Source organism: Arthrobacter sp. APC 3897, from assembly GCF_030407495.1.
In the GTDB taxonomy this organism is placed as follows: Bacteria; Actinomycetota; Actinomycetes; order Actinomycetales; family Micrococcaceae; genus Arthrobacter_B.
In genome coordinates this window covers 17,055-41,999 of the sequence record NZ_JASDDG010000026.1, presented here as the reverse complement: position 1 = coordinate 41,999, position 24,945 = coordinate 17,055, and the positions used below count along the sequence as shown (strand labels likewise).

25 protein-coding genes and 2 pseudogenes are annotated in these 24,945 nt (G+C 59.0%); 15 read left to right on the top strand and 12 right to left on the bottom strand.

From position 1 onward, the window contains the following. Window positions 1-205 precede the first annotated feature (205 nt). Window positions 206-517: a hypothetical protein gene (locus QMA10_RS13135; RefSeq protein ID WP_290169000.1), complete on the top strand. Its 312-nt coding sequence runs from the start codon at window positions 206-208 to the stop codon at window positions 515-517. A 59-nt stretch (window positions 518-576) separates the two neighbouring features. After that, entirely contained in the window at window positions 577-1,017 is a 441-nt protein-coding gene (locus QMA10_RS13130) for a cytidine deaminase (RefSeq protein WP_290168997.1), read from the top strand. Window positions 1,018-1,104: 87 nt separating this feature from the next. Here the strand turns inward: QMA10_RS13130 and QMA10_RS13125 are convergent, their stop codons facing one another. Both QMA10_RS13125 and QMA10_RS13120 read right to left on the bottom strand, forming a co-directional pair. Then, entirely contained in the window at window positions 1,105-2,073 is a 969-nt protein-coding gene (locus QMA10_RS13125) for a GNAT family N-acetyltransferase (protein ID WP_290168995.1), read from the bottom strand. A 1,064-nt stretch (window positions 2,074-3,137) separates the two neighbouring features. Continuing rightward, a complete protein-coding gene (locus tag QMA10_RS13120; RefSeq protein WP_290168993.1) occupies window positions 3,138-3,380 on the bottom strand; it encodes a hypothetical protein in 243 nt (80 codons plus the stop codon). 316 nt (window positions 3,381-3,696) lie between these two features. Here QMA10_RS13120 and QMA10_RS13115 point away from each other — a divergent pair, with 316 nt between their 5' ends. Together QMA10_RS13115 and QMA10_RS13110 are read left to right on the top strand one after the other, a co-directional pair. Then, the gene (locus tag QMA10_RS13115; protein ID WP_290168991.1) at window positions 3,697-4,443 is read left to right on the top strand and encodes an SUMF1/EgtB/PvdO family nonheme iron enzyme; all 747 of its coding nucleotides are present in this window, start codon (window positions 3,697-3,699) and stop codon (window positions 4,441-4,443) included. Window positions 4,444-4,552: 109 nt separating this feature from the next. Next, the gene (locus QMA10_RS13110) at window positions 4,553-5,152 is read left to right on the top strand and encodes a hypothetical protein (RefSeq protein WP_290168990.1); all 600 of its coding nucleotides are present in this window, start codon (window positions 4,553-4,555) and stop codon (window positions 5,150-5,152) included. A 760-nt stretch (window positions 5,153-5,912) separates the two neighbouring features. On the opposite strand, the gene QMA10_RS13105 is transcribed toward QMA10_RS13110, so the two are convergent. From QMA10_RS13105 to QMA10_RS13100, 3 genes and pseudogenes are all read right to left on the bottom strand, one after another. Beyond that, window positions 5,913-6,107, bottom strand: a complete 195-nt coding sequence (locus tag QMA10_RS13105) for a PLD nuclease N-terminal domain-containing protein (RefSeq protein ID WP_356835020.1) — start codon at window positions 6,105-6,107, stop codon at window positions 5,913-5,915. Further along, window positions 6,096-6,194: pseudogene (locus tag QMA10_RS17700) on the bottom strand (F0F1 ATP synthase subunit B); the annotation flags it as partial. The pseudogene QMA10_RS17700 and the gene QMA10_RS13105, both read right to left, overlap by 12 nt. A gap of 199 nt (window positions 6,195-6,393) precedes the next feature. Beyond that, the gene (locus QMA10_RS13100; RefSeq protein WP_290168987.1) at window positions 6,394-6,936 is read right to left on the bottom strand and encodes a GNAT family N-acetyltransferase; all 543 of its coding nucleotides are present in this window, start codon (window positions 6,934-6,936) and stop codon (window positions 6,394-6,396) included. A gap of 264 nt (window positions 6,937-7,200) precedes the next feature. On the opposite strand from QMA10_RS13100, the gene QMA10_RS13095 reads away from it, so the two are divergent. The 3 genes from QMA10_RS13095 (at window position 7,201) to QMA10_RS13085 (ending at window position 11,308) form a co-directional block, all read left to right on the top strand. Then, entirely contained in the window at window positions 7,201-7,749 is a 549-nt protein-coding gene (locus QMA10_RS13095) for a hypothetical protein (RefSeq protein ID WP_290168984.1), read from the top strand. A 1,430-nt stretch (window positions 7,750-9,179) separates the two neighbouring features. Then, the gene (locus QMA10_RS13090) at window positions 9,180-11,033 is read left to right on the top strand and encodes an RHS repeat-associated core domain-containing protein (RefSeq protein WP_290168983.1); all 1,854 of its coding nucleotides are present in this window, start codon (window positions 9,180-9,182) and stop codon (window positions 11,031-11,033) included. Beyond that, on the top strand, window positions 11,024-11,308 hold the full coding sequence (locus QMA10_RS13085) for a hypothetical protein (RefSeq protein WP_290168981.1): 285 nt from the start codon (window positions 11,024-11,026) through the stop codon (window positions 11,306-11,308). The genes QMA10_RS13090 and QMA10_RS13085 overlap by 10 nt, the downstream gene beginning before the upstream one ends. 1 nt (window position 11,309) lies before the next feature. Here QMA10_RS13085 and QMA10_RS13080 read toward each other — a convergent pair whose 3' ends face one another. Beyond that, window positions 11,310-11,630 (bottom strand): IS3 family transposase, encoded by a 321-nt coding sequence (locus tag QMA10_RS13080; RefSeq protein WP_290168980.1) that lies wholly within the window; start codon window positions 11,628-11,630, stop codon window positions 11,310-11,312. An 18-nt stretch (window positions 11,631-11,648) separates the two neighbouring features. On the opposite strand from QMA10_RS13080, the pseudogene QMA10_RS13075 reads away from it, so the two are divergent. Beyond that, window positions 11,649-11,945 (top strand): annotated as a pseudogene (locus QMA10_RS13075) (integrase core domain-containing protein); the annotation flags it as partial. Window positions 11,946-12,034: 89 nt separating this feature from the next. Here the strand turns inward: QMA10_RS13075 and QMA10_RS13070 are convergent. Next, window positions 12,035-12,637 (bottom strand): recombinase family protein, encoded by a 603-nt coding sequence (locus tag QMA10_RS13070; protein ID WP_290168978.1) that lies wholly within the window; start codon window positions 12,635-12,637, stop codon window positions 12,035-12,037. 425 nt (window positions 12,638-13,062) lie between these two features. After that, window positions 13,063-13,341, bottom strand: coding sequence for a hypothetical protein (locus QMA10_RS13065; RefSeq protein WP_290168976.1), 279 nt, complete (start codon window positions 13,339-13,341; stop codon window positions 13,063-13,065). A gap of 190 nt (window positions 13,342-13,531) precedes the next feature. On the opposite strand from QMA10_RS13065, the gene QMA10_RS13060 reads away from it, so the two are divergent. The 3 genes from QMA10_RS13060 to QMA10_RS13050 all read left to right on the top strand — a co-directional run bounded on the left by QMA10_RS13060 (window position 13,532) and on the right by QMA10_RS13050 (window position 16,051). Beyond that, window positions 13,532-14,764 carry an ATP-binding protein gene (locus QMA10_RS13060; protein WP_290168974.1) on the top strand — a complete coding sequence of 411 codons (1,233 nt, stop codon included), beginning with the start codon at window positions 13,532-13,534 and terminating at the stop codon, window positions 14,762-14,764. Between the two features lie 193 nt (window positions 14,765-14,957). Beyond that, the gene (locus tag QMA10_RS13055; protein ID WP_290168972.1) at window positions 14,958-15,344 is read left to right on the top strand and encodes a hypothetical protein; all 387 of its coding nucleotides are present in this window, start codon (window positions 14,958-14,960) and stop codon (window positions 15,342-15,344) included. Further along, window positions 15,341-16,051 (top strand): RES domain-containing protein, encoded by a 711-nt coding sequence (locus QMA10_RS13050; RefSeq protein ID WP_290168971.1) that lies wholly within the window; start codon window positions 15,341-15,343, stop codon window positions 16,049-16,051. The genes QMA10_RS13055 and QMA10_RS13050 overlap by 4 nt, the downstream gene beginning before the upstream one ends. A 276-nt stretch (window positions 16,052-16,327) precedes the next feature. Here QMA10_RS13050 and QMA10_RS13045 read toward each other — a convergent pair whose 3' ends face one another. Then, on the bottom strand, window positions 16,328-16,654 hold the full coding sequence (locus QMA10_RS13045) for an Lsr2 family protein (protein ID WP_290168968.1): 327 nt from the start codon (window positions 16,652-16,654) through the stop codon (window positions 16,328-16,330). 497 nt (window positions 16,655-17,151) lie between these two features. Here QMA10_RS13045 and QMA10_RS13040 point away from each other — a divergent pair, with 497 nt between their 5' ends. Further along, on the top strand, window positions 17,152-18,207 hold the full coding sequence (locus tag QMA10_RS13040; RefSeq protein ID WP_290168967.1) for an IS30 family transposase: 1,056 nt from the start codon (window positions 17,152-17,154) through the stop codon (window positions 18,205-18,207). A gap of 522 nt (window positions 18,208-18,729) precedes the next feature. Here QMA10_RS13040 and QMA10_RS13035 read toward each other — a convergent pair. The 3 genes from QMA10_RS13035 to QMA10_RS13025 all read right to left on the bottom strand — a co-directional run bounded on the left by QMA10_RS13035 (window position 18,730) and on the right by QMA10_RS13025 (window position 21,640). Further along, window positions 18,730-19,170, bottom strand: a complete 441-nt coding sequence (locus tag QMA10_RS13035; protein ID WP_290168964.1) for a cytidine deaminase — start codon at window positions 19,168-19,170, stop codon at window positions 18,730-18,732. Between the two features lie 1,088 nt (window positions 19,171-20,258). Next, window positions 20,259-20,660 carry a GntR family transcriptional regulator gene (locus QMA10_RS13030; protein WP_290168963.1) on the bottom strand — a complete coding sequence of 134 codons (402 nt, stop codon included), beginning with the start codon at window positions 20,658-20,660 and terminating at the stop codon, window positions 20,259-20,261. Beyond that, window positions 20,660-21,640, bottom strand: a complete 981-nt coding sequence (locus QMA10_RS13025; RefSeq protein ID WP_290168961.1) for a hypothetical protein — start codon at window positions 21,638-21,640, stop codon at window positions 20,660-20,662. Before QMA10_RS13025 ends, QMA10_RS13030 begins: the two co-directional genes overlap by 1 nt. A 309-nt stretch (window positions 21,641-21,949) precedes the next feature. On the opposite strand from QMA10_RS13025, the gene QMA10_RS13020 reads away from it, so the two are divergent. The 3 genes from QMA10_RS13020 to QMA10_RS13010 all read left to right on the top strand — a co-directional run bounded on the left by QMA10_RS13020 (window position 21,950) and on the right by QMA10_RS13010 (window position 24,943). Further along, entirely contained in the window at window positions 21,950-22,540 is a 591-nt protein-coding gene (locus QMA10_RS13020) for a recombinase family protein (RefSeq protein WP_290168958.1), read from the top strand. A 6-nt stretch (window positions 22,541-22,546) separates the two neighbouring features. Continuing rightward, on the top strand, window positions 22,547-23,977 hold the full coding sequence (locus QMA10_RS13015) for a lipase maturation factor family protein (RefSeq protein ID WP_290168956.1): 1,431 nt from the start codon (window positions 22,547-22,549) through the stop codon (window positions 23,975-23,977). A gap of 168 nt (window positions 23,978-24,145) precedes the next feature. Then, window positions 24,146-24,943: an alpha/beta hydrolase gene (locus QMA10_RS13010; protein ID WP_290168954.1), complete on the top strand. Its 798-nt coding sequence runs from the start codon at window positions 24,146-24,148 to the stop codon at window positions 24,941-24,943. Window positions 24,944-24,945: the final 2 nt, after the last annotated feature.

Genomic DNA, 24,945 nt, shown 5'->3' with positions numbered 1-24,945 from the left:
ACGTGTTTGATCCTTAGAGAGTTGGCGGCACCACGAACATGAATCGACCGTTCAATGAAACCGGGGTGGCCTACGTCTTCGATGCGTCGTAAGAGGGTCCCCCACCGGGATCGGTCAGCGGTACATCGCGTCACAAACCAACCAACCTGTCAGGCTTCCGGCAGATGAATGGAAACCGACCTAGGGTCAGATATAGCCTGCCGGGATGGACGAGATAGAGCTCGCAATCAAGGGAGAGATATTCCGTATCAGCGAGCAAACAGGACCCGACGGGCAAACCAGCTACCACTTCTCCTGGCTGAACGGACCTGCTGACGGATCCTACGGCTTCACCGTCGGCCGAGTCGGTGTGGGATCTGATTCCACCTCTGCCGAGAGGATGCCGCAGATGACTCATGAGCAGCTGATCACCGAAGTTCAAGGTTTCATCACGGCGTTCTACGAGGCAGGAGGAGTCGGCGAGCAAGACTTCCCAGACCACACCCCAGCTCAACATCGAGACAACAACGTCTCCTAACCCGATCAGCTAACGGACACTGACTTGGTCGAACCCGGTGGAGTCTCTACGATCGCGATATGACTAATCCGCTGCCTCCATCCGCGCAGATCGTTTCAGAGATCGAGCTGGTACTAGTCGACCACGCGAGAGAAACTATCGATGCGACCACCGACGCCGGTCCTGGTGAAGATGGCATACACACCATGGGTGCTGCCGTGAGAGCTGCGGACGGGCGGATATTCACGGGCGTGAACCTCTATCACTTCACCGGTGGGCCTTGCGCAGAGCTGGTCGCGCTCGGAGCTGCCCGCGCCGCGGGAGCTACAGAACTGACACACATTGTCGCAGTGGGGAACCATGGGCGTGGCGTGAAAAGCCCTTGTGGGCGGGATCGGCAAATCCTTGCCGATCACTACCCTGAGGTGCGCGTGATCGTGCCGTCGCCTGAGGGACTGGTGAGCGTTCTTGCCAGCGACCTGCTACCGCTAGCCTTCGATTATCACGCCGAACAGGTCTAGCCGAAAGCCCACGGACGGCCCTCGACACGCAGCAGTCTTGTGCCCATTCAAGGATCGTTCTGCAGGACACCAGCTGACCGGGTCGGGTTATCGAGTCTTATGAAAGATGGCTTCTGATTCCACGGGCTTGAACCCAAGACCGGTATTGATAGATCGCATCCATGTGTTCTGGTCGTCGCTGCTTGTCCTCACGCGGCTTACTGCTCCGAGCTTCTTCGCCTCGTACAGAGATGCCAGTTTCACCGCAGCTCCCAATCCGTGGCCGCGATGTTCCCGAAGGACGAGGGTTCCCTCGATGTCCGCCGGCCGCTCATCGGCCGCAGCGCTTACGAGGCAAGTCCAGGCCGCCACGTCGTCGTTCTCGGTCACCGCAATTGACTCCACTGCCGCTGATCCCTGTGCGGCCCACCTGTCGATCTCGCTCGCGTATTCTGCTGGCGACACGGCAGTCTCGCTCCATCCGAGTTCACCATTGGGAGCTTCCGCGTCCACCAAACCTTTGATCTGACCTACCTGCTCGCGGTATCGGACGGGCACCCCATTGAGGTGTGTGGAGATGGTGTAGCCCTCTACTGCAGGAATCGGAGGCAGATCCGCGGCTTGAAGGTCCAACTCGACGACCGTCTCGGTCGTCGCGACCGTGTAGCCGAGCGGGTTGAGGAACCGCTTCTCAAGGGCAGCGATATTCTCCACTGTCGGCCGGTAAGCACTGGTGACGAACCGTGTGGTTGTTGACGGGGAGGCAGCTTCGGCGGCAACTATCAGGGCACTACCGATGCCGTTGTCCTGGTACTCCGGGTGCACCCAGATGAAAATCCACGTCGTCTCCGGTTCGTCTTCGGAAGTCATGCCCGCAACGAACCCCTGCAACGTCGAGCCGTCCCATGCCCCAAGGAGGCGCTTGACCCAACCGTCCTCAGCACGCCACCCGAAGATGCGGGCATCTAAACCCCGACCTACCCAATCAGGCCGCGACTTGAGGTTCGCTGCCCGCTCAACCTCATACGCGTCAGCCAGGGCTTGGTTATCGGCAAGATCTAAACGGCGAATAATCATATGTACCAACCTAATGTGGAAAGGCGAAAGAGCAGCACAACTGGAATGCCTTTGATCAATCAGTGCACCAATCATTGGAAAGGCGGAACCCACCTATGCTTCGGTGTTTGCGGGCGAGCACGTCCGGTGAGGGACCCTCTTAGGGTGATAACTGCCAAAATCCAGTGATCGTCATGCGGGATCTTCTTGATCTACCGACCTCCGAGCAAAGATCGGGTCGGACCGGGCTTGAATGACGACTCCTATCATCATCAGAGCTGCAACAATCACCCCGATTGGCAAAGCTATATTTTGATTAAAGAGCCCGGCAATCAGGGGTAGGAAGACCGTCAAGACTGCGACGGCGAAAAAGCATCGCGCAACACGCTTCATCCTGCGTTGCCGGACGAATGCGGCCGGAGGAAAGTCTTCCACTAGCGCGTCCTCCTTTTGTTCGGGGCACTCGCTAGTGAGTATCGCAGACCCGTCGGGCGCCAACAGAGGATTCTCTTACAACAGGAACGCCATGAACGACCACGATGGGAGTCAAGTTCGAGAAACCCATGGTCCCGTTGTGTGTCCGCCAGATTCCCCTCGACGAAGCATCGGAAGTCACTGCTTATAGACATCAACCAGCGCCGCCGTTGCCTGGCCGGCACCTGGAACGCCTGCGAAGGCGATCGCCCCTCCCGATAATGGATCGGCTTACAGCTTCCAATTTCTTAGTTGAGAAGGATGATTGCTATAAGCGCAAAGGCGATTAGGAGCAGTACACCGAAGACGACCCAGGACTGCTTAGGGACAGAAAAATCCGCGAAGGCGCCCTGGCGAATTGCCTTAACTCCGGGAACGATAATGGCTAGACAACTGCCGACTACGAAAACAAGTGCAATCCATGCCAGCCAAACGTCCAAGTCCTAAGCCTTATCTGTAGAAGTGATTTCATACTCATCGAACCATAGGCCGACCCTCCAAGCTATGCGGTGAAATTGTGCTGACACGCCGCCCGTAAGCCGGTGAATCTCGGACGCTCTGACGTCCGGGGCATCACCTTTCATGCTCGGCTGGCGAGAACAGCCGCCGGGCTATGAAATCGATAAGCCTATCCCAATGGCCACGAAGAATACGCCCATGATCATGTACATGAATCCCATGCCTCTTATGGTGGGTACGTCGGCGAAAGTGAAGCCATCTGGGCTGATCCCGTGGCTCTCCTTATAGATCTTCGACCATGTGCTGGCAGTTCCGTTGAGGTCTCGGAACACGTGCAGTCCAAACAGGAAAACGAAGACGCCAGACACGCTCAGGCCGAGGGCAAACCAGTTCACTCTAGTTATGACTAGGAGAAGAAAAGCACCCAGGGAAAAACCGATGAAACACCTCTGGAATGTCCTCGCCGGTTGGGGCAGCTCGATGAATAGTCGTTTGATCCCCCGGATAGTCTTGATGATCTACCTTTCTCTGGCCTTGTGGCTCTGTCGGATTTGGACCAGATCTGAGAGTTCGAGTCGCGCACCGGCAGCCTGACTCTACCTTGAGACGTTATTGCCTCGCGGCCCGACTAACAGCATCGCCAAGTGTCCCAGCAGCCGGTCGGCTACCGCGATACGACACTCCTGCTTGCTTCGGTGGGAGCATGGCGGAATGACTACTTTCGATTCTCGTACTCTGCCTGCGGGGAAGGTTGAGTTGCACGACGCGCGACGCCGACGCCGCTGGTCCGTGGAGCTCAAGCCGTTCGAGATCGGAATCGTTCCTATTACTAAGGCCAAATACGCGCAGGTGATGGGGACTGGTGATTCGACTGCCCTCTCGCCCGCGGTCGACCTGAGCTGGCTTGATGCGGTCATGTTCTGTAACGCTGCGTCGGTTCGGGACGGTCTCACGCCCGTCTACCTAGTGAACAAGGAAAGCGTGACTTGGCAGACCGAAGTCTCCGGGTACCGGCTGCCAACGGAAGCTGAGTGGGAGTACGCCTGCCGAGCAGGTACGACGGGCCCGCACTACGGGTCCCTCGAGCACATCGCGTGGACGGCCGAGGACGAGGTGGAAGGACTTCAGATTGTCGGGTCGAAGGAGCCCAACCTGTTCGGCCTGTATGACACGCTGGGGAACGTATGGGAATGGTGCTGGGATCTGCTCGACCCAGCACGCTATGGGGACTACCGGGTTTTCCGCGGAGGTGGATTCGCCGATAAGCGATGGAGCGTCCGGGCGTCCACTCGGCGGGGCGGAGGGCCAGGGATGAAGCATCCCGACGTCGGCCTCCGAGTGGCCAAAGGCGCATTTCACACGGGGCAAGCAGCACAAGGTTGGTCGGCTGAGGCAGACGTTGAGCGGGGAGCAATCAGCGGACCTTTGCCGTCGGGCTGGACGCCCCTAGCCGAATAACGCGCACCACCCATTTTGCGCCCCTAGCGTTGGCGGCGAGGGATCCGGCAGCGTGCACGATCGAGCGAGTGCTAATGGGACCTGCTGGTGTCAGTGGCATGATGAGCCGGTGACATTCTTCCCTTGCAGTGATCAAGCGCCCGCGGAGTGGATCACCACTAGCGATGAGCATTGGTGGAGCCTGGTGACGCTGGGCCCTCCAGGGTTCCCGGCCTATGCGCGACTGCGGTTCATCCCAGACCCGGCCCATGAGGGTCAGTCTGAAAACGAGATTGCGGGCCAGAGCGACGTCCCATCAGATACTGATCAACTCCGTCTCGCGGTTGAGGCGTTGCTCCAGCGCTCCGACTCGCCTGCCGAGGGGTATGTGCTGGTTTGGGACGGGTGGGGTGAGGATGCGTTCCCCGAACCCGTGCTGCGCACACCCCGTGTGGTGCTCCCAAATCGTGAGTACTACCTGTGCCGGGTCTCACTGGCAGACTTTGCCTCTGGGATGATCGAAGACTCCTGGCAGGCGAAAACAAATCGCCCCATGCCCTTGCCATCATTCATATGGCCCTCTGATCGGGCCTGGTGCATCACCAAAGATGTTGATCCTCATTGGGCCGGCATCGGGGGTGAGCAGGCGCTGATCGACCAGCTGCTGACCGAACCAAGTCTCGACGTCGTTCCGGTCAAGACGAATCAAAAACTGCCCTTCTATCACTAGAGGATAGAACCGACGAGCAAGAGGGACGGTGCCCCGCTGGAGGATCCCTGACAGGGCGGAAGATGGCCTTTGCGCGTGGGTCCACAATCTCGGACCCGGGACCCGCAAGCTGAAGAACGCATTTGCAGGTCAGGATGACGTGGGCCGGGCGACGGTGGGGTGATTTGTTTTCACCCGGGCGGTACTTGTACTGGCTTGAACCACACCGGCCCGCCGCATTCGGGGCCGTCCGGGTGCTCGCCGGTCGGCTCTGTTTCTATCGGCAGCATGCGCGCAACACGGACACCTGAAGCGTCCGCCGCGTCCACAAAGACAGAGGTGACGCTGACGGGCGGTACTAGGTATGGCGCAGACTGGGGCACAAGCCACCTGCCGTTCGGGTTCCTGGTTACGGGGGCCGGAGTGCAGCCCTCACCAAAGCATGCCGCGACTGCCTTTGGCTCGTGTGCAAATACCAATTCCACATCGCCTGTGTAGGCGTACCCAACCGCAGGGCAGATGGTGCTGGCACCTCCACGGACAAACACAACGAGGACCAAGCCAACGACCAGCACCGCAAAGACAATCAGAATTAGCCCCCGGAGCTTCATTCCGCGAGCCTAACCCGGAAGGCCGGATTCTGGACAGGAATCTCCAAAGTCTCTGATGTCCGCTGCAGAGTCTGGCTGCAATAAGTGGTGGCTCATTGCGTTTCGCTTGGCTCACCCCCACGCAGCATGCACGGTGAGGGATCTCTCAGCAAGGCGGGGGCCGCAAGGCCTTACCTGGCACTTTTCGCCGGGTTGCGACCGGCGTCGCGGCTTGAGGAGGTGTTAGCCCGGCGACCGGTGAGGAACCAAAGAAGCGAACCGATCACGGGGAAGGCAAACACCACGAGTACCCAGAGCGCCTGTGCGAGGCCGGTGAGATGGTGAGAGCGCGCAATACCGATGACAGCCGCTACAAAGAGGAGCAGTGCAAGGACCCCAACCCCTACAACTGTGACCTCCCACTGAGTCGGCACGATCGGATTTGCACCTTCAGCTGCTGTCCATACCAGCACTACAGTCCCCCTTTATTTGGGCCCGCGAGATACGGACGCCATCTCCAACCTAGCGCTGATCTCAAGTTTCCCAAGGGATCCTTGACTGCGGCGCCTTCCGGGTCCCCTTGGTAATCGGACACGGATGTTCCCGGCGTGGCCAGTCTCAGTGTGGGCATCTCTAATGCCGTCGTTATCGGGCGCAACTCGATGTGTTCTGCTAACTTGCCCTGCTGCCAGCCTCTGCTAGGTACAGCTCACAAGTTGCGTTGTAATAGTCCTTCGTTGTTCCCTGATGCTCCATCCCGATGCGTTCACACACCCTCTGAGATGCTGTGTTCTCAGCCGAAGTTACTGCGATGACTCGCCCAAGTCCTTCTCTAAAACTGTGCCCCAAGACTGCTGAAGCTGCTTCGGCTGCGTATCCCTTCCCCCAATAATCGGGGTGAAAATGCCACCCAATTTCCGTGTCACCTGAAGGTTGGAGCGGCGCCTCACCAGACGCAGGAATACCTTTCAACAAGATGGTCCCCACTAATTGGGCATCAACTACTCGCTGCACCGCCCAAAAACCCCGAACAGGATGGTCGAAATTCCGGCATCTCTCAATCAACCTGTCAGCTTCGGAGCGATCTTCCATCGCCCTTGGGACCAATCCGATAAAACGCTGGACCTCCCACCGTGAGTACATGTCATAAACAAAATCGGCGTCCGCAGGCTCCCACGGTCGAAGCAATAAACGGTCAGTTTTCAAAGTCTGCATTAGACCATGATCGCCGAAAACATGTTTCTTAAACCATCTGCGCGTGCATCTTCATCATCGGGCGGGGTGAATGTACACTGCCTGGCCTACCGCGGACCTGTACTGCTTCTCCAACGCAAGCTCGGTCAGTAGGGGCCTGCATGCAGATATGAATGCGCGAAGCAGGGAACGTTGTGCATGTGTACACCCGGCTGCAACAGGGTCCGTTCGTAAGACGCGTTTCCCGCGTCGCGGCATACCGGTACTTGCCAGTAGCGTGAGTCCATGGAATGGATGGGATTTTGGTCATCGCTCATAATCGCAGCGCTAGGCATTGGTGGAGTACTTACGGGTCAATGGCTGAGCAGTCGTAATGAGCATGGGCGCAGGAAGTTCGACTTTGAAAACAAGCGTAACGACGATATACGGGCTGAGTTGCTCGAACTCTATGTGCAATGCCTCGACGCGCTTCAAGACTATATAGTCACCCAGAGTTTCCTGTTCCGCGGGACGGCTAGCAGCACGACAGGCGACAGAGCACCAACTCCCCAGGCTGACGGGCAGGTTGACACGGTCAAACTGGGAGCACAGTCAATAAAGCAGGCCCGTGCCATCAACAAACTCATGTACAAGGTGGATCTACTCGGCAGCCACGACGTGCGGATGTGCTTCAAGGACGCAGTGCAAGTAGCTATGACACGACCGGAGATGGACCGCACCGAATGGACCGAGCTTCTAGGGAAAATCGATGCCAACTTGCGAGTCTTTATGCGTCGAGATTTGGAACTCCACCGCCCTTCCGCGCTCAACGTGAATGGGCTCGCTAAGGCCTAACCGGTTGCCCACAACTTGCCCACAATTGAGTCGGATACCGAGGATTTTGGATGATTCGGAACAGCACCAACTCAGGGTACGAGCCATTCGCCGGTATCGGGCACGGACATTAGGCGGTTCTAGATCGAAGACGTGGTGTAACAACCCCAAGAGCGCGCCCCGTAAGCCGGTCCTTGAACGAGGCGGATTGAAGGGAAGGACGCAGCTCTCGTCCGTCTACGTTCGATCCTGGTTCCGCAGACTCCAGATACCCAGATACAGCAGCCACGGCATCATGACAAAGAGCGGAAGCCATGAGGTGACTCTGCCTGTGTTGGCGAATACGTTGAAGACGGCGAGCATCAACATCAGGCTGGCGACGATAATAGCGAGGCGAGCAAAAGACACAGGCCATGGACGCATTGATCTCATGATTGTGATGCTAGTGCCATTAGCGCTAGCGTCCGTGAGCCGGTCCTCAACCGGACGATGAAGCTCGATCGGCCTAGCATTCTTACCAGTGCCGGCTGACAGACACTCGGATTTAGTGCCTACATCTCTACGCCGGTGATCATGAGCACGACCAAGGTTGCCCCAATGACAACAAATCCAGTACCCACAGCGGCTGTCCAGCCTGGGTTCGCCCGGTTTGCTACTTTTTCACCTGCTTTGCCAAACGTTGACCTTTGGGCATCGGCAGTGAACTTACTGAAGGACTTCCGGTTAAGGATTACGGCCAAGCCGACGAGGATCGCTACACAGCCAGCGATGATTCCGAATACAGTTTCCATCCTGCGTGTTCCCCAATTCAGGCCGAGTTTGTTGTTACGAGACTATCCTCTCTGTTCGCGTCGCCTAAGCCGCGGTGGCTCATCGAGCGCTTCGATGCCCGATAGCCGGTCCTCTGCTGGGACACTTGGCGATGCTGTTAGTCGGGCCGCGAGGCCAGAACGTCTCAAGGTAGAGTCAGGCTGCCGGTGCGCGACTCGAACTCTCACATCTGGTCCAAATCCGACAGAGCCGCAAAGCCAGAGAAAGGTAGATCATCAAGACTATCCGGGGGATCAAACGACTATTCATCGAGCTGCCCCAACCGGCGAAGACATTCCAGAGGTGTTTCATCGGTTTTTCCCTGGGTGCTTTTCTTCTCCTGGTCATAACTAGAGTGAACTGGTTTGCCCTCGGCCTGAGCGTGTCTGGCGTCTTCGTTTTCCTGTTTGGACTGCACGTGTTCCGGGACCTCAACGGAACTGCCAGCACATGGTCGAAGATCTATAAGGAGAGCCACGGGATCAGCCCAGATGGCTTTACTTTCGCCGACGTACCCACCATAAGAGGCATGGGATTCATGTACATGATCATGGGCGTATTCTTCGTGACCATTGGGATAGGCTTATCGATTTCATAGCCCGGCGCTGTTCTCGCCAGCCGAGCATGAAAGGTGACGCCCCATGGCCGGTAAAGGATCGCTGTGCCGGACAACGGACGGTAACGGAAACGCAACCACCTACACCTATGATGCCCAGGGAAACGTTGCCTCGATCATCCGTCCTGCACCCCTTGGTGCCATCGTCAATACCTATGATGCGGCAGGCCGGGTTGCTACCAGCAAGGACGGGAAGAACCAGACCGCAACCTACACCTACGATGCCAATGACCGTATTCAGCAGGTCCGCTATGCCTCCACCTGTGTTCCTGCGACCTGCGTGACCTACACCTATGATGGCAACGGAAACCTGACCAAGCGCGTCGACGCTTCGGGAACCACGACCTACGCCTACGATCAGCAGAACCGATCAACGGCTAAGACTGTTGGAACAACGACCACAAGCCTTACCTATGACGGGGCATCAAATATTCTGTCCTTCGTCGATCCGACCGGCACGATCGGCTACCGCTACGATGCCGCGAACCGGCTGACGGCCCTGGCTGAACCCGGCGGATCCTGCCCGGCAACACCGGTCTTCCCCAACACCACCAAATGTGTGGGTTTCGGCTACGACAAGAGCAACCGGCGCACCACCACGACGTATCCCAACGGGGTCAAGAACACCACCGTCTTCGACAATGCGGGACGGGTCACTGAAACGCGGGCTAATACCTCAGCCGGCGCTGTCCTGACCTCGCGTGCCTACACCTATACCTCGGGCGGCACGGGCAAGGATGGCTCCCTGCAGGCAACCGTGAAGACCGAGGCGAATGCTCTCACCACGTACGGTTATGACACTCATAACCGGCTCACGGCAGCCACCCTCGGTGCCGTAACCGAGACCTGGGTCTATGACAAGAACGGTAACCGGACCAGCGCAACCAAAACAGGCAAACCCACGCTGACCTCCGTCTACAACGCAGCTGATCAGCTCTGCTGGACCGCCGCCTCAACAGGTTCCTGCGCCTCGGCGCCGACCGGAGCCACAACCTACACCTATGACACGAACGGCAATACGACGAAGGCCGGGGCAAACACCTCCGCATACAACGCGCTTGACCAGTTCACGTCGACGACTGTTTCCGGTACCACGACGAGCTTTGCTTATGCCGGGCTCCGCAACGACGAACGCACTGTCTCAGGGAACACGAGCTTCCTTAACGGAAGCCTCGGCGTCACCACCCAAACCACCAACGGTGCCACCACGTCATTCATCAGGGACCCTGACGGGAAACTGATCAGCATGCGCAACAGTGCCGGTGCGAGCTACTACTACACAACAGACGCCCTTGGTTCCGTCATCCTCCTCACCGACGCCAACCAGGCAAAGGCAGCGACCTACAGTTACGACTCCTGGGGCAACACCACCCAGTCAGGCGCCCAGGCCGGCAACAACCCCTACCAGTACGTCTCCGGATACAAGGACGCGGCCACCGGCTACACAAAGTTCGGCGCACGCTACTACAACCCGGCCATCGGAAGATTCACACAAATCGACCCTTCAGGGCAAGATCCGCATTACAGCTATGCAGGCAACAATCCGATCACAAGTTCTGATACTTCAGGCCTATTCAGTCTCGGGGACGCAGTATCAGGAGCGATCACAGCGGGCGCAATTGCTGGCGGCATCGCTCTTGGTTGTGCTGCCACATTGGGTGGATGTGCCGTCGCTGGGGCAGCGGCTTTCGGTGCTGGATTTGGAGCGGTCGGCGGCCTCACTGGTGGTGCTATCGGAGCTAAGATAGATGGTGGAAGTCAAGATGAAATCGACGATGCAGCTTTATCCGGATTCGGGAGGGGGGCGTTGAGCGGGGCGACGACAGGCGCCAGAAACGTTTACATGGATCGAATTGCGGGATGGAGTAAGTGGTTGTAACAACCATTGTCATGAATTGCAACGCATTTGAAGGAGACGGCATCAAAAGGTTTATTATCAACGCAGTAATGATTGTCGCAGTTGCAGTTCTTGTTTGGCTGTATTCCCGGGACTTCGGTCTGGTTGGAGGAGTGATTTTCATTGCCGTCACATTCATCGCAGGCCACTACGCATATCAGTGGGGCAATAGGAAATCACTGGAAAATGAGAAAAACCTACAAGAGCTAATCAATAATAAGAAAAACAGAAAGCCTCCAAGAGATTCGAAAAGCTAACTCACAATATTTCCAAAAATAGGCTAAGGGCCGATATATTGAACTGGTCCACGAAACTTGGACTGCCAAATAAAAGTTTGGCCGCGAGGGCCTGAGCACGGTATTGCACCGGGCTCAGGCCCTCGAGCTTTGTCGAGATGCGTTCAGTGTTGTACCAGCGGATGTACTCACTGAGCCGTGCTGTCAGGGCATCGGTGTTCAGAAACCGAACCCGGTGGAAGAGTTCTTCCTTGCGGTGCCCGATGGAGTTCTCCATCACTGCATTGTCATAATAGTTGCCCTTGCGGGACATCGATTGGACCGTGCCGGCGTTCTTGAGCATGGCGCCCCAGGACAGATTGAATACGGCGTCTATACCTCGGCCGGTTTTAGGGCCCTGGCGGCTGGCCTGGGCATGCGCTCCTCGATGGGCCGCACCGGCGTGTGCTGGGATAAGAGCATGGCAAAATCCTTCTTCGCAGCCCTGAGAAACGAGCGTGTGTATCGGACTGTTTACGCGACCAAATCACCAGCCCGGAGCGACCTCACCCGCTACATCGAGGCATTGTACAACAGCCGGCGGCGGCACTCCGCGCTCGGTTACCGCAGGCCCAACGAAGTCCACTATGGTTATCAACAGCCAGACTTGGCAGCGTAGAAGAATCCACTAATTCCGTTGAACCAGTTCACGTCGGCAACTTAGTGAAAGCGCTACCACGGTTTTTCCCAGATACGCCGGTGGACACATCAACGCTTTGCCGTACCCTCGCGGGCGTCGAGTTCGACCATTCTCCGATACAGGGTGGCCCGGGACATGCCCAGGTCTCGGGCCACATGGGTGGCCGGCTCACCTGCCTCAATCAGGCGGCGGGCGTTGCGGATCTGACTGTCACTGAACTGCTGCCGCCGCCCGCCGAGATCTTTGCCTGCCGCACGACGCTTGGAGAGGGAGTCGTTGATGCGTTCGCGTTTGATTTCCAGTTCCATCTGAGCCAGGGCAGCCAAGACCGTGAAGACCATGGAGCCCATCGGAGTCCCGGTGTCCACGTTCCCGCCGCCCAGATTCAAGACCCGCAGATTCACTCCTCTGGCACGCAGGTCCTCGGACAAACCAAGCATGTTCACCGTGGACCGACCGAGCCGATCCAGGGTGGTGATCACCAAAGTGTCGTCCTCATGCAGTGCGTCCAATGCCCGGGTGAATCCCGGGCGGGATGCCCTGGCGCCGCTGACTCCATGGTCAATATATAGGTCATCACGGCGGACGCCAGCCGCCAACAGATCCCGGACCTGCCTGTCGGCGTCCTGCGCCTTGGTGGATACTCGGGCATACCCGATCAGTTTCGTCACACATCCTCAAAAGTGTCTTGCAACCGATGCTAACGTCAATAAACCTAGCAGGAGGTTGCAATACATAGTGGCAAGACACCTAAAGGAGCGGCACACTGCGGCACTACCGCTGTCTCACGCAAGTGTCTCCCATCCTACGGGATACAAGACGCTAGTCACCCCTTGGACTATCGCAGGGGACCAGTTCGATCTAGTAATTAGCAACTAAAGAGCGGAAAGAGATCCGCAGCTGGGACTGGCTGAAAACGAAGGGGAATCCTGCATCGCACTCCGGGGCAAACCGAGATCCTTATCTGGATCCGTCCCTTTAATTTGGGGCGGGAGCCGGCGGCAGCAACGTAGCCGTGCCGCCCGCCGGCATCTGAGGACGATCGTTCATACAAGGACACCCGACCTAGATAGACAGGGTCGGGTGTCCTTCGCGCTTAGACCTGCGTGAACCTACCGGGCTTCGGCTTCGCTTTCTTCATGACAATGCCCCAGCCATTGACTTGGTTTCCCTGGTCGTCGCTGGTCGTTGTGTTCTGGGGGTTCAACGCGGAAAGCTCCTGAGCGATGGAAAGCAAGGCCGCCACCTCCGCAACCTTGAGACGCTGGTCTACAGTAAGGTGCTCCTGATCAGCGATAGAGCCTGCGCTTTTTCCTTTTGCTGCCCCAATGGCCTCGGTGAGTGCGTCCCATGCCGTTGAATAGTCGTGGCTCATACTTTCCCAATCTATGATTCGCCGTTGGCCATTGCCTCGGGTCCGTTCGAATCTAACAGCGAAGGCACACTCCTACCGGACAATTTGCGTGAACTTGAGCATGGAGTTCATGGAAATCACGTGCGGCTTCTGCGCCAGGAGTTATGTACGCTACGAACTCAGCGTCTTGCGGAGTGCGAAGATTATGCTCATGGCATTCACCCCTCTGCACCGCGCCCTAGGCCTGCACCCATCACCGTTGGAATATTCGATGTTGCTTCTAGCCATTCGTGAAGGGCTCCAGGAGCGTGATGACCTGGACTGGAAGAAGGAGCTTCCCAACCATCAGAATCCGACCGCCAAGGTCGAATTTGCCAAGGACGTTGCTGCCTTCGTGAACAACGGAGGAGGGCTGATCGTCTACGGTGTTGCGGAGTCTGATTCCGGTGCTGCAAGGATCGAAACTGTAAATAACTGGAGCGATTCGGTCGAACAACGCCTTCGCAGCTGGGCTTACTCCTTGATTCAACCCCCCGTACACGGGCTGGAATTCATACCGCTCACTGGCAGCACCGGTGAGCAGGCAATCGTGCTGTCCGTGCCCGCCAGCCCTGACACCCCTCACTTCGTCTTTCAGAACGGAACAATCCGCGCCCCGCGCCGATACGGTTCCCACACCGTTGATATGGGCGAGCGTGACATCGAGCAAGCCTACCGTCGCCGATTTGAAGATCGCCGCAACAATGATCGGTTGCTAGAAGACTTGCTGGAGCAGGCAATGCTGGGCATCGACACCGACCACGGCATCTGGATGGCTGCAGCTGCCCGTCCCACACGACCACGCCCCAGTCACACAGGCAGGGTCGATCGTGCAGATGCTCAGGCCATTCTAGGTGCCTTCATCAGCCGAAATCCCTTCCTGACGCGCGGTTCCGGCTCGATAGAAGCCGACATAAACCCACGGCCTGGTTACCGCAAATGGCGTTCTGAGGAACTCAGATTCTCGAACAAAACCGTTGTGGACATATATGACGACGGCAGCGTAGCCCTGGCGGTAAAGGCCAAAGATGCGGGCATGGACGGCTTCGACCCAACCAGGGACATCCACGTGATGGATGCTCAGTCTCTGGCTGCCCACATATGCCACCTGGCCCGCACTGCAGCCCAGCAACTATCAGTATTAGGGGAGTTCGAAATCAGCATCACCATGTCCTCTCCGCCGGGCAACCCAATCTTCATTCGCACCTTCGAGCCAGTCATTAGTTTTATGCGCAACAGGGAAGAACTAGCCCCGATACATAAGTTCCTTCCGGTCACGGGCATCCTAGAGACCACCGGTCCTGAGAAGGAGGCTCTCGAAACCGTCCGTGGACTTGCATTAGACATCATGAATCAGGGCGGAGCGATGGCGCTCGGCAGCGTATATCTCAAGGACTCCGTCTAACGGCTCATGCTCCAGTGAGGCCTTTGGTCCGATAACAGCGCATACGTCAGAAAGCGATGATCTATCCTGCCGCGGCAGAGAGAATATGGGTACAGCTAGCCAGTGTCACCCAAGAGTTTCGGTATGGGATTCAGGGTGGGATCAGCCTTGGTATCGGCTTGCGATTGACCTGAATCCGGGAGATGATCAGGCTATGAGCCAGACAGCATCTCCGGGCATCCGCGCGTACCGCGACTCCATCAACCTCGAGGTTGCACCCCTGGTCGCTGAGCTTCGTGACATGCTCGGCGCCAAACTTGTTGCCTATCTGGCAGGAGTCGGAGAAACCCGGGCGGTCCGCCAGTGGGCTGAAGGCACCCGCAGGATGCCTTCAGAAACCGAGGCCCGGCTGCGGCTGGCCTACCATGTTGCCGGCATCATTCTGGAGTCCAACGGGCCCCGGATCGCTCAGACCTGGTTTCAGGGCATGAACCCGCAGTTGGAAGACCGCTCCCCCGCGCGCCTGATCCGGGAAACCAACCCTGATCAAAGCGGCCCTGAAGTTCTGGCAGCGGCCCGCGCGTTCGCCCGTCTGGGATGAAATTCGCCGAACTTGATCAGCGGGTCTGGCGTGTGGGTTTCCTTCCCCAGCCCTGGGAATGGTCGGACTGGCGGTGGGCCGGTCCCGACGGACGGTTCAACGGCCGCTGGGATCCGCTCGATCATGGCCTCTACCGCACGGTGTACGCCGCGGACTCGCTCCTGGCATGTCTGGTGGAACTCCTGGCCCCGCATCGGCCCGACCCGTACTTGGTGGCCGAGATCGACGACATCGTTGAAGATGACGCTGATGCAGAGCAGCACCCCAGCGCGCGTCCCGGGGAACTGGACATTGATCAGTGGCTGGTCCACCGGGTGGCCGGCACAGCTCGTTTGACGGGCCGCTTCGTTGATATCACCGCCGCAGAAACAGTCGCTGCCCTTCATCCGCTGTTTAAGGGCAAAGCTTTGGCCTACAACCTCAAGGACTTCGACGCCGCTGCCCTGAAGAACGCGGAAAACCGGCTGCTCACCCAGGAAGTTTCCCAGTTCCTGTGGACCCGGAAAAACGCTGACGGCACCGATTTCTGCGACGGAATCCAGTTCCGCTCCCGGCACGGTGATGATTTGCTGCTCTGGGCCGTCTATGAGCGCGACACCGACGGGCAGACCAGCGCACACATTACCGGCATCGAACTCGCAGATCTCAATTCCGACACCCCCGAACTCCGTGCTGCCCTGTCCCTGCTGGGGCTCTCCTCCCGCTAAACGCCCGGCCTGATTCAGGGCAAGAGAGACGAATGACGGCGTGTTGCCGGCGAACCATGTTCACCGGCAATATCAGGGATACGCTCTGACATGCGAAGTGATTGTCGCCCTCTCCCAGAGGTGTGCACTTCGCAGCGGGTTGTGGAACAGCTGGAACTGCTCACAGTCCGCTGTGCGGGCCAGGCTGTCTGCTATTTATGCCCCGGCAGCAGCCGGGCCCGCACATCATTCCGGACTGAAGAAGTCGCGCCCACCCGTTTACCAAGCCCTGCCTGTTTACGCGTTGGCCACCTGGTACGCCTCCATGATGTTCTTGCTGATTCGTCCCCGACTGCTGGGGCTGTAACCGTTCTTTTCAGCCCATTCACGGATCCGATGCGTTTCGTCCCGTGCGGAGGTCGTGGACCGCCGCTGACCGGCTGACCGTCCGCGGACTTTTCGTCCCTTTTCCACATAGACGCCCAACTCGTCGCGCAGCTGGCGGGCGTTCTGTACTGTGAGGTCAATTTCGTACATGACACCATCCAGACCGAAGGTGAGGGTCTCTGCGGCTTCTTCGCCGGTGATGTCATCAAGAAGCTGTACCTGTACACGCTGTGCCATATTGATCACCTAAGTATTTGAGGGAATAAACGTCGGACCTGGAATTTCGCTCCCCCAGCGAGGCCAACCACTCATTCTAGTCTGTCACCCGCATTCGGCTATGCTCCCGGGGGCTAGTGGGCTCGGCCGCCGACCATTCGTCCAGCGATTGTCCTTGGTCGGGAGGGTGCACGAAACTTACCCTGCGTGCACTATTCGTTCACACATGATTCGTTCCGCCTTCCGTTCATCTCAGCGCGCAGAAAGTCCCCCTGAAGTTGAGTCACAAACACCGCTCTTCTGCGCTACTCCGATACTTGGACCCGCGCATTGGCGTGCACGAATACGATGGTGGTCTCAACCGGTCAACGCACCGCCCGTGATCGGATATGAAAGTGATGGGAATGGTGCGTGATTATGGGTTTACTGCTGAGCAGCAGGATCAGCTGTGGGAATACTGGCGACGTGGAGACTCTCTACGGTCGATCGCTAGGAACCTGGGTACGAATACTCAGCGGGTGAGGAGCTTCCTGCTGCAGTCCGGTGGTATTCGGTTGCCGGCATCGAAGCGCAGTGACAGGCACCTGTCGATGGCTGACAGGGAGGAAATATCCCGGGGTATCGCCGCCGGCCACTCAGCCGCCGTCATCGCGGAAAGCTTGGGGCGTGCGGCCTCAACTGTGTCCAGGGAGATCCGCCGCAATGGCGGGCGTGAGAACTACCGGGCTGTGAGTGCTGATCAGCGCGCGGTGTTGCTGGCGAAGCGGCCAAAGCCACAGCGCCTGGATGTGAACCATATGCTGCTCATCGTGGTGGCCTTCAAGCTGGGGCAGGACTGGTCACCGGAGCAGATTTCCCAGTGGCTACGCCGCACGTACCCGGAGGATGCCTCGATGCGGTTGTCGCACGAAGCGATCTACCGGTCCATCTACATCGCTGAGCGCAAAGCCCTCGCGCGATGCCTGGTCCGGCCGTCGCATCATCTGCGGTCAGGACGGACGATGCGCATTCCGAGGGCCCCTCGTGTAAGCAACCGGGGACGCCTGAAGAACATGGTGTCCATCCACCGCCGCCCAAGTCACATCGAAGAACGGACCGAGGTCGGTCACTGGGAGGGCGATTTAGTGATGGGTGCACGCCCGTCTGCTATCGCAACCCTCGTTGATCGCAAGACCCGATATGTCCGGCTGGTACAGCTGCCCAATGGAATCAAAGCCGACGTCGTCCGGGCCGCCCTGACATCAAGCTTCCGCGGGCTACCGGCTGAGCAACGGCTGTCTCTAACCTGGGACCGTGGACGCGAGCTGGCTGAGCATCAGGAGCTCACAGCCGAGCTGGGCTTGCCCGTCTACTTCTGCGATAAACGCAGCCCCTGGCAACGCGGAACGAACGAAAACACCAACAGGCTCCTACGCCAATATCTGCCCAAGAACGGTGACCTTCGTCAGTTCAGCCAGCAGGACCTCAATGAGATAGCAGACAGGATCAACACAAGACCACGAAAGGTACTGGACTGGGGAACGTCCTCAGATGCGTTCAACCCCTCAGCAAGGGCCACTGATCCAGCCCTATAAAAGGATCCTTACCTGGGACATTTACTGACTTCCGATCAGAAAAATTCCTGGCTGGGATAACTAACGTGGATTTCCATGAAGATGTGCCCGTGTCTCCCGTTCTAGGGCGGCTGCGCGCCCGATCAAAGCCCAGAAGCTCCCACCAATGACGATCGCAGGCAGACTTAGAAATAGCGATAAGGAGTAAAGAATTTCTAGATTCGCGGACTCCGCGCTCGACGATGCGTCAAGCCTGCCCTGGACCGTCACCAGGACGAACCACGCGATGACGGCAAGGCCCACCATCCACATGTATCGCGTCCAAGCTCGCATGCCGGGTTCCCTCCAGAGAACGAGGAGCCCGACGATTAGAACGCCGGCTGGCAACGCGGCGAATCCTACGATGAACCAGATGACTTCCATTGAATTCATAGTTCACCATAACTACATCGGTCTGAAGGCGACGTTTTCCTAGTGCCCGTAAGCCGGTCCCTGAATGGGCACAAGACTGGTGCGCGTCGAGGGTCCGCTTTGAGCTTTCAGCTAGACCTGTTCGGCGTGATAATCGAAGGCTAGCGGTAGCAGGTCGCTGGCAAGAACACTCACGAGCCCCTCAGGCGACGGCACGATCACACGCACCTCAGGGTAGTGATCGGCGAGGATTTGCCGATCCCGCCCACAAGGGCTCTTCACGCCACGGCCATGGTTCCCCACTGCGACAATGTGTGTCAGTTCTGTAGCTCCCGCGGCGCGGGCCGCTCCGAGCGCGACCAGCTCTGCGCAAGGCCCGCCGGTGAAGTGATAGAGGTTCACGCCCGTGAATATCCGCCCGTCCGCGGCTCTCACGGCAGCACCCATGGTGTGTATGCCATCTTCGCCAGGACCGGCGTCGGTGGCCGCATCGATAGTTTCTCTCGCGTGGTCGACTAGTACCAGCTCGATCTCTGAAACAATCTGCGCGGATGGAGGCAGCGGATTAGTCATACCGCGATCGTAGAGACTTCACCGGGTTCGACCAAGCCACTGTCCATTAGCTGATCCTCAACCGGACGATGAAGCTCGATCGGTCTAGCATTCTTACCAGTGCCGGCTGAAAGACACTCGGATTTAGTGCCTGCCTATATCTCTACGCCGGTGATCATGAGCACGACCAAGGTCGCCCCAATGAGAACAAATACAGTACCCACAGCGGCTGTCCAGCCTGGGTTTGCCCGGTTTGCTACTTTTTCACCTGCTTTGCCAAACGTTGACCTTTGGGCATCGGCAGTGAACTTACTGAAGGACTTCCGGTTAAGGATTACGGCCAAGCCGACGAGAATCGCTACACAGCCAGCGATGATTCCGAATACAGTTTCCATCCTGCGTGTTCCCCAATTCAGACCGAGTTTGTTGTTACGAGACTATCCTCTCTGTTCGCGTCGCCTAAGCCACGGTGGCTCATCGAGCGCTTCGATGCCCGATAGCCGGTGCTTCCTCGGACGTTCCGGCGTCCGTTCTGGGATCCTCAACCGGACGATGAAGCTCGATCGGTCTAGCATTCTTACCAGTGCCGGCTGAAAGACACTCGGATTTAGTGCCTGCCTATATCTCTACGCCGGTGATCATGAGCACGACCAAGGTCGCCCCAATGAGAACAAATACAGTACCCACAGCGGCTGTCCAGCCTGGGTTTGCCCGGTTTGCTACTTTTTCACCTGCTTTGCCAAACGTTGACCTTTGGGCATCGGCAGTGAACTTACTGAAGGACTTCCGGTTAAGGATTACGGCCAAGCCGACGAGAATCGCTACACAGCCAGCGATGATTCCGAATACAGTTTCCATCCTGCGTGTTCCCCAATTCAGACCGAGTTTGTTGTTACGAGACTATCCTCTCTGTTCGCGTCGCCTAAGCCACGGTGGCTCATCGAGCGCTTCGATGCCCGATAGCCGGTGCTTCCTCGGACGTTCCGGCGTCCGTTCTGGGATCCGGCGAGGGGAATGATTTTGGCAGCGCCGAGTATTGAGTCTTGGCGCTGCTGGACGTCGGATGACTGCCAGGCAGTGTTCTAGGACAGAGTATGCTCTTCTTCCTGCTATGGAGCCGGCGGCTTTTCTGGGTTCGGGGGTGCACAGGGTTCTGTGTGTAGCTGTTTCCACGCATGTGCGAGGAGGTCTTGTGCCTCTCGGAGGGTAAGTCCTTCTTGGATTGCTTGGTGCGCGAGGTCTGCCGAGATTTTGATGAGAGGTTGTGTGCTTGTGTGACCTGGGTTGACTCTGGTGCCTGCCGCCCGCATGGTGCGGATGAGCCCCGCCTTCTCGAGCTCTTTGTACGCCTTAGCCACGGATCCTGGTGATACTCGGAGGTCAGCGGCGAGCTGCCGGACCGGGGGCAGCCGCGTATCGGCTGCAAGCTGACCGGCCCGAATTCGAGCGGCTATCTGGGAACGGATTTGTTCCACCGGTGAAACCGCTGATGAGGAATCGATGCTGATCATCACGCTGGCCAGGGGTCAGAGGTGCGGGCTTTTTTTTCAGCGAACCGCAGGTCCGCCACGACGGTAAGAGCCTTAATGAGGAGGATAGCCGCGGCCATGGCAACGACTAGGGAGGACAAGATCGCAATCAGTGCGAGTGTGTGTCCAGGCTCAACCGGGACCGTGTTAGCACTTGCGAAGGTATCGGCAGTGGGGACTGCGTCGAGGTGACTGACCCGTAAGACGTTGCCAGTAATGGCCAGGAGCCCTGCGACTTGGAACGCGAGGGCCGCGCTGGAGGTGGCCATAACGAACGCGGTTCTCAATGATCTAAGAGCTGTATCCAAGTGGAAAAGCCCAGGTGAGGTTGGTCTGGCTGCGGCGGCGATCCTGCGTAGCGACCAGTACACGACGATGATGAGCAGGACCGTGCTGATTATGACGGGGACGCCGTAATACCAGCCGGGGAAAGGACCGGTCGAGGACAGGTTGTACTGCACGTCCACTACCCGTCCGTCCTCGATACCCCAGCCCGAGAGCCCGCGGCGCTGGTAAATGCGATGCAGCCCGTTTTCGTCGGCCGATGAGTACAACCCGGTGAGCACCAGTCCGAGAATGAGGGTGAGTGCCGTGGCAAGCGGAAGGGCGAACACCCACTGCCGGGCAAAGGAGGCTGGCCTTCTAGGTGTGAGCTCAGCATGAGTCCGCTCCCCTGGAGACGAGTCCCAACCTGTCCGTCGATACAGGTTGTAAGCGCTGAGTCCTGCGAGAGCGCCTACTGACCCGGCGAGAGCGTACGGGAGCCCGTACCCCTGCGGCCACCAGGTGCCGACCTGCCACGTCAGAACGGTGGCTGACACCCCGATGAGTAAAGCTGTCAGTGATGCCCGGACCTCACTGCGGTACACCGAAGCACCGTAACGTTCCCCCGCCGCAGATGCAGGCACGGGTACGAAGGTCATTTGGGAGCCCTTGATGGCACGGCGGACGAGAACCCACAATCCGGCTCCGATCAAGGCTGCTACGGCGACCGCTAAAACTACCGCTATCGACCCCATGGAATGTCCTCCTAGGACTGTTTGTATCTTGACGCCAATACAAGCGGAAGACAGCTTCTTGTGTCAAGAGGGTGATACAAGAGGTTCCTGACCGTTTCCGTAGTGAGGCCAGCAAACCGGTCCACCACCAGTGCACATCCGCCCGAACTTACCTGTCCCCGACTGCACATATACCTGTTTGACCTGCAGATTCGCGTATACCCCGCCCTCCTGTATTCCCGGTGAGGGTAGCCCAACCGCTACATTCGAACCATGAGTGCCCACAGTGTCGGTTACGCCCGCGTCTCCACCAGCGAGCAGGACCTCACAGTGCAACAGAATCAGCTCGCAGCCCTCGGTGTTCCGGCGGACCTGATATATACGGACCACGGGCTCACCGGCACCAACCGTGACCGCCCGGGCCTGCACCAGGCCCTGGCCGCGGTGCGTGACGGGGACACTTTCGTCATCACCAAGCTGGACCGCCTTGCCCGCTCCCTGCCCGATGCCCGGGACATCCTCGAAGAACTCACAAAGAAGAATGTGAAGTTGAGTATCGGCGGATCCATCCACGATCCGTCGGACCCCGTCGGGCGGCTGCTGTTCAACGTCCTTGCAATGGTTGCCGAGTTCGAGTCCGACCTCATACGGGCCCGCACCCGGGAAGGCATGCAGATTGCCAAGGCAAAGGGCAGGCTGCGCGGCAAGCAGCCCAAGCTCTCCAAGGCACAGGAAGCCCATGTGGTTGCGCTGCACCGGGCAGGACAACACACCACATCCGAAATCGCCGAACTCTTCAAGGTTGCCCGCAGCACCGTGTACCGCATCATCCAGCGCACGCCGGACCCTGAACGCAAGGGTTGACCTGCCGTGGATCTTTTCAACGCAGAAGGATACGAGTTTGCACGCCAGGTGCTTCAGCGCGGCATCGCCGCCGTGTACCTGATCGCCTTCATCTCCACCGCCAACCAGTTTCCGGCTCTGCTGGGCGAACACGGCCTGCTGCCGGCACCGCGCTATCTGGCCCGGACCGCCGGACGCGGCATCCCCACCCTGTTCCGCCGGCACTACTCGGACCGGTTACTGCTGGCAGTGGCCTGGACCGGCGCCGCCGTCGCGGCCCTGCTGGTGGCCGGGCTGCCGCAGTACGGACCGCCGTGGCTGCCGATGCTGGCCTTCCTGCTGCTGTTCGGGCTATACCTGTCCATCGTGAACATCGGCCAGACGTTTTACGGTTTCGGCTGGGAGTCGCTGCTGCTCGAAGCCGGCTTCCTGGCTGCGTTCCTGGGTTCCCACGAGGTGGCTCCCCCGGTGACGGTGCTTTTCCTCTTCCGCTGGCTGGTGTTCCGGCTGGAATTCGGCGCCGGCATGATCAAGATGCGCGGGGACCGGGTGTGGCGGGATCTGACCGCCCTGTATTACCACCACGAGACCCAGCCGATGCCCAATCCGGCCAGCTGGTACTTCCATCACCTGCCCAAACCACTGCATAAGGCAGAAGTGCTCGGCAACCACTTTGCGCAGCTCGTGGTGCCGTTTTTCCTGTTCTTTCCGCAGCCGGTGGCCGGAGTTGCGGCGCTCATCGTGATCATCACCCAGCTGTGGCTCATCCTTTCCGGCAACTTCGCCTGGCTGAACGTGCTGACCGTCCTGCTCGCCTTCAGCGCCGTCGCCGATTCGAACCTCCGGGCACTGCTGCCCGGAACTGCCTTCAGCACCCCCGCCCCCGAGCCAACTCCGGTCTGGTTCGCCGTCGTCGTCCTGTCTGTAACAGCGCTGATGCTCTACTGGGCGTGGAAGCCGCTGCGGAATCTGTTCAGCCGAAACCAGCTCATGAACGCCAGCTTCAACCGCTGGCACCTGTCCAACGCCTACGGTGCGTTCGGGAGTATCACCCGGCTGCGCAACGAGGTGGTGATTGAGGGCACCATGGATGAGCCGGGCGCTGACGCCCGCTGGCTCGCGTATGAGTTCAAGGGGAAACCGGGCGATCCGGGCAGGATGCCCCGCCAGTTCGCTCCCTACCATCTGCGGCTGGACTGGCTGATGTGGTTTTTGGCGCTGGGTGCTTCGGGCGGATCCTGGTTTCCCGTACTGCTGCAGAAACTGCTCGACGGCGACCGCCGCACCCTCGCCCTGCTGCGCACCGATCCCTTTGCCGGCACACCTCCCCGGTGGGTGCGGGCGCGGGTGTACCGCTACCGTTTTTCCACGGCGGCGGAACGCCGGGCCGACGGCGTGTGGTGGGTGCGCGAGCAGGCGGGCTTCCTCAGCGGCCCGGTCCGGAAAATCCCTTCCTGATACCTACCGCAGGGAAAGCCGGCGGTGGCAGACTTAGCATCCGGACCAGCCAGCGGACCGGATCACTGCCGATGCGAGGAGCCCTGACCATGACCCCAGTGGGGAGCCCGCCCATTCCCTTCGCTGCCCTGGATGCGGACGCTCCGGAGTTCGAGGACCGCCCCCCCCGTGGTGTTCATCCATGGATTGTGGCTGCACTCAACCAGCTGGGACCCGTGGCTTGAGCTCTTTCAGGAACGCGGTTACGCGCCGTGGGCTCCGGCGTGGCCCGGCGAGCCGGAAAGCCTTCCAGCAGCCAATGCCTTTCCGGAACCGATGGCCGGAACCGGAATGGCCGAAGCCCTGAGCCATTACGCGGAACTCATTGGAAGGCTCCCCCGCCCTCCGGTGCTGGTGGGGCACTCCGTTGGCGGGCTGCTGGCACAGCAGCTTTTGGCCCGCGGGCTGGCGGCAGGGGCGGTTGCGGTTGCTCCCGTTCAGTTCCGCGGTGTCCTGCGGTTGCCGCCTGTCCAGCTGGCGTCCCTGTTTCCGGTGCTGCGTAACCCGTTGAATGTGCGAAGAATTGTCCGCCTAACCCCGCAGCGTTTTCGCCGGAACTTTGCCAATGCCGTTTCCGTACGCGAGGCCTATGACCTGCACGCCACCTGTGTGATGCCGGCACCGGGGCGCCCGCTGTTCCAGGCCGCTACGGCGAACCTCAATCCGCGCACGCCGGTCCGGGTGGACACCGCCGCGGCCAGGGGCCCGCTGCTGCTGGTGGGCGCAGGCCGTGACCGCGTGGTTCCGGCATCGGTGGTCCGGGCCGCTGCGCACCGGTACCGCTCCTCGGCATCAGTCACCGAGTATGCGGAACTGGAAGGCAGCGGCCATTCCCTGGTGATCGACCACGGCTGGCAGATGCTCGCCGAAACAGTGCTGGGGTTCCTGGACCGGCACGGGCTTTCGCCGGAAGCGGCGGACCGCTGATA

Bases quoted from the DNA above. Each gene is read 5' to 3' on its own strand.
- QMA10_RS13135 (WP_290169000.1), top strand. From the start codon at position 206: ATGGACGAGATAGAGCTCGCAATCAAGGGAGAGATATTCCGTATCAGC.
- QMA10_RS13130 (WP_290168997.1), top strand. From the start codon at position 577: ATGACTAATCCGCTGCCTCCATCCGCGCAGATCGTTTCAGAGATCGAG.
- QMA10_RS13125 (WP_290168995.1), bottom strand. From the start codon at position 2,073: ATGATTATTCGCCGTTTAGATCTTGCCGATAACCAAGCCCTGGCTGAC.
- QMA10_RS13115 (WP_290168991.1), top strand. From the start codon at position 3,697: ATGACTACTTTCGATTCTCGTACTCTGCCTGCGGGGAAGGTTGAGTTG.
- QMA10_RS13100 (WP_290168987.1), bottom strand. From the start codon at position 6,936: ATGCAGACTTTGAAAACTGACCGTTTATTGCTTCGACCGTGGGAGCCT.
- QMA10_RS13095 (WP_290168984.1), top strand. From the start codon at position 7,201: ATGGAATGGATGGGATTTTGGTCATCGCTCATAATCGCAGCGCTAGGC.
- QMA10_RS13090 (WP_290168983.1), top strand. From the start codon at position 9,180: ATGGCCGGTAAAGGATCGCTGTGCCGGACAACGGACGGTAACGGAAAC.
- QMA10_RS13080 (WP_290168980.1), bottom strand. From the start codon at position 11,630: ATGCTCAAGAACGCCGGCACGGTCCAATCGATGTCCCGCAAGGGCAAC.
- QMA10_RS13065 (WP_290168976.1), bottom strand. From the start codon at position 13,341: ATGAGCCACGACTATTCAACGGCATGGGACGCACTCACCGAGGCCATT.
- QMA10_RS13060 (WP_290168974.1), top strand. From the start codon at position 13,532: ATGGCATTCACCCCTCTGCACCGCGCCCTAGGCCTGCACCCATCACCG.
- QMA10_RS13055 (WP_290168972.1), top strand. From the start codon at position 14,958: ATGAGCCAGACAGCATCTCCGGGCATCCGCGCGTACCGCGACTCCATC.
- QMA10_RS13050 (WP_290168971.1), top strand. From the start codon at position 15,341: ATGAAATTCGCCGAACTTGATCAGCGGGTCTGGCGTGTGGGTTTCCTT.
- QMA10_RS13045 (WP_290168968.1), bottom strand. From the start codon at position 16,654: ATGGCACAGCGTGTACAGGTACAGCTTCTTGATGACATCACCGGCGAA.
- QMA10_RS13035 (WP_290168964.1), bottom strand. From the start codon at position 19,170: ATGACTAATCCGCTGCCTCCATCCGCGCAGATTGTTTCAGAGATCGAG.
- QMA10_RS13030 (WP_290168963.1), bottom strand. From the start codon at position 20,660: ATGATCAGCATCGATTCCTCATCAGCGGTTTCACCGGTGGAACAAATC.
- QMA10_RS13020 (WP_290168958.1), top strand. From the start codon at position 21,950: ATGAGTGCCCACAGTGTCGGTTACGCCCGCGTCTCCACCAGCGAGCAG.